At 64.0% G+C, this 2,762-nt stretch carries 3 protein-coding genes; 2 read left to right on the top strand and 1 reads right to left on the bottom strand.

What is annotated here, in order from left to right; translation table 11 throughout:
* On the top strand, nt 1–469 hold a 469-nt coding region (locus AB1609_20350; GenBank protein MEW6048795.1), incomplete at its 5' end, for an NAD(P)-dependent oxidoreductase.
* Here AB1609_20350 and AB1609_20345 read toward each other — a convergent pair.
* Nucleotides 438–2,114 carry a PucR family transcriptional regulator ligand-binding domain-containing protein gene (locus tag AB1609_20345; protein ID MEW6048794.1) on the bottom strand — a complete coding sequence of 559 codons (1,677 nt, stop codon included), beginning with the start codon at nt 2,112–2,114 and terminating at the stop codon, nt 438–440. The two genes, AB1609_20350 and AB1609_20345, sit on opposite strands and share 32 nt — an antisense overlap.
* A gap of 158 nt (nt 2,115–2,272) precedes the next feature.
* Between AB1609_20345 and AB1609_20340 the strand changes: the two genes are divergently transcribed.
* Nucleotides 2,273–2,762: ornithine carbamoyltransferase (locus AB1609_20340; protein ID MEW6048793.1), on the top strand; the 490-nt coding region annotated here is incomplete at its 3' end.

The following is a 2,762-nucleotide window of genomic DNA, read 5'->3' as shown; positions in this document are numbered from 1 at the left end:
CTCACCGCCCGGTACCGCCGGTCACCACTCGGGGTCCCCGGCGGGCGTGGAGGAGGTGGCGGGCCCGGAATCTCTTCTGCGCCTGCTGGCGCGGGCGGATTGGGTGGTGCTGTGCGTCCCCCTGACCGCCGAGACGCGGGGGATGATCGGCCGGCGGGAACTGGAGGCTATGAAGCCGACCGCCTTCCTTATCAACGTGGCCAGGGGGGAGGTGGTAGACGAACCTGCTCTGGTGGAGGCTCTCAAGACGGGCCGCATCGCGGGGGCGGGGCTGGACGTCTTCGCCACCGAACCCCTGCCTCCGCAAAGCGAACTCTGGGACCTGCCCAACGTGGTGATCACCCCCCACGTGGGGGGCAGCATGGAAGACTATGAGGGGCATGCCCTTCAGATGTTCCTGGACAACCTGCGCCGCTTCCTGACCGGCCAACCCCTCCTCAACGTGGTCGACAAGCGGCGCGGTTACTAGTGGGAGGAGTGCGGGGGGTGTTATCGGGTTGCGTTTTGTGGCCCATAAGGCGGCGTAACTTCAGGGCCAGTTGCAGGTTGAAAAGGTCTTCCTGGTTCCCCAAGGAGATGCCGGAGAGGGCTTCGAATTTGCGCAGGCGATAGCGCACCGTATTGGGGTGGACGAAAAGCTCGCGAGCACACCGAACGGGATTGCAGTTGCAGCGGAAGAAGGCGGCCACGGTCTCGATAAGCTCGGGCTGTTCCTGTTCCTCCAGGGGCCCCAGTATCTCGCGGTAGAACCTCTCTATCTCGGCACGGTTCCCCGAACTGAGCAGCACGCGGTAACTGCCCAGTTCGTCGAAATCTGTGATGTGCCCGGCACCTTTGAGTTCCTTACCCAGTTCGATGGCCTGGCGTGCCTCCCGGTAGGCCCCGGGAAGCTGCTGGAGTTCGCGGCACACGCGGCTGATGCCCCCGGAAACGGTCAGGCCCGGCAAAGCTCCCAGAGTCTCGTTGCGGATGGCCGCGGCTAGGCGCACCAAATCCCCGCGGTCCGGGGAAACCACCGGCACGAGTACCGTGACACTGTCGCTGAGGTCCATGCACAGGCTGGACGGCATGTGGAAGGCGGCCGAAGACCGCGCGGTCCGTGCGAAGCGCTCCCGCACTTCCTGTGCCTTCTCTTCGTCGCGGAGGACTTCGAGGCAGTAGCGTTCGAACCCGTCGATGTCCAGCACAATCACCGCGTAACCGGGAGCCGGCTTCATCCCGGCGTGCCTGGCTCGCGACTCCAGTGCTTCCTTTGTCGTGATATTTCCGTTCAGGAGGTCCCAGAGCAACTGGTTTTCGAAGCGTCGCTCGACCTCGCTGATGGCCTGCAGCTTGGCCATTTCCAGGGCCAGCACGGTGGCGGCGTGTTCCAGGGCGGTGAAGTCGGCTTCGCTGATCTGTCCGGGGGCCTGGAGCAGCACGTATCCGTGCAGTCGCTTTCCGGCCTTCACGGGGAAAACGCGGCGGTTCTCCGCGGCAGGGGTCTCGTCCGGTGGGAGAACCGGTCCATTGGCCCCCTGTGCCTCCGGCAACGCCCATTTGATGGCTGCCTCGTCCCACGATCCCGGGGGTTGTGCTCCCAGGATGTTGCCCTCCGCATCCACCATGGCGGCAGCCGACCCGGTGAGGGAGGATAGCAACTCCAGCACCCCCTGGATGCTCCGGCCCTCGAGGGCGGCCCGCGTGAAAGTGTCATGGATTTCCCAGGCTCGGCTCAGCCGGGCTGCCTGCCTGTTGATGATCTCGGTGTACAGGGGGATCATGACGTCGATCCACGCGCAGTCGACGGGCATTTCGATGAGGGGCAGGTCCAGGCTGTCGGCCAGTTCCAGCATCCTGGGCGGGATGGATTCCACATAACGCTTGAGCTTTATGCCCAGGCCTGCCGCGCCGCGCTCGGCCAGGTCCTGAACCAGGCGGACCTGCTCCTCGGGGTTGTCCTTGATCACGAAGATGTTGGACAGCAGGAGTTCTCCTCCCCGGAGCCAGTTCTTGATGTCGGGGGTGTCCATAACGGTTATGGTGCGGATCACCCTGCCCAGGCCGCCCGCGCCCGCGATCAGGCGCGCCCTCTGCATCACGCCGATGCCCAGCGCCTCACCCACCGTCAGCATGTTCCCACCGCCATTGTTGTTCGCCGAGAGGCATCTTTTGTCCTTTCTGCTTTGGAGGTTGGTGCAAAGATGTGCAGATACCTTTGTAGGCCTTGACTAGGAGGTTGAGTCGGCAAGCGCGAAACGCATGAGACGGACTTCTGAGGAGGTGCTGACGGATGAGGGATCATTTCCGCGGCCGCGACTTTCTGACCCTGATGGACTACACGCGGGAGGAAATCGAGTACTTGCTGGAGACGGCGGCGGACTTCAAGCGCAAGTGGGCTCGCCGGGAGCCCCACGAATACCTGCGGGGACGTGCGATTGGCATCCTGTTCGAAAAGAAGTCCACCCGGACCCGTGTTTCCTTCCAGGCGGCCATCGCCCACCTGGGGGCGCAATCATTCTACATGCGCCCGGACGAACTGCAACTGGGGCGCGGGGAGCCGATCAGGGATACGGCGCGGGTCGTCGACCGGTACTGCGACGCGCTGGTGATCAGGACGTTCGGCCAGGAGATAGTGGAAGAGTTCGCCTACTATATGAAGAACCCGGTGATCAACGCCCTGACCGACCTCAAGCATCCCTGCCAGGGGCTGGCCGACCTGCTCACCATGCGGGAGAAGAAGGGGCGCCTGGAGGGGCTCAAGGTTGCCTACGTGGGAGACA

This window comes from Bacillota bacterium, assembly GCA_040754675.1.
Taxonomy (GTDB): domain Bacteria; phylum Bacillota; class Limnochordia; order Limnochordales; family Geochordaceae; genus Geochorda.
Note: the sequence above shows the minus strand (reverse complement) of the source record. Positions and strands in the feature narration are given on the sequence as shown.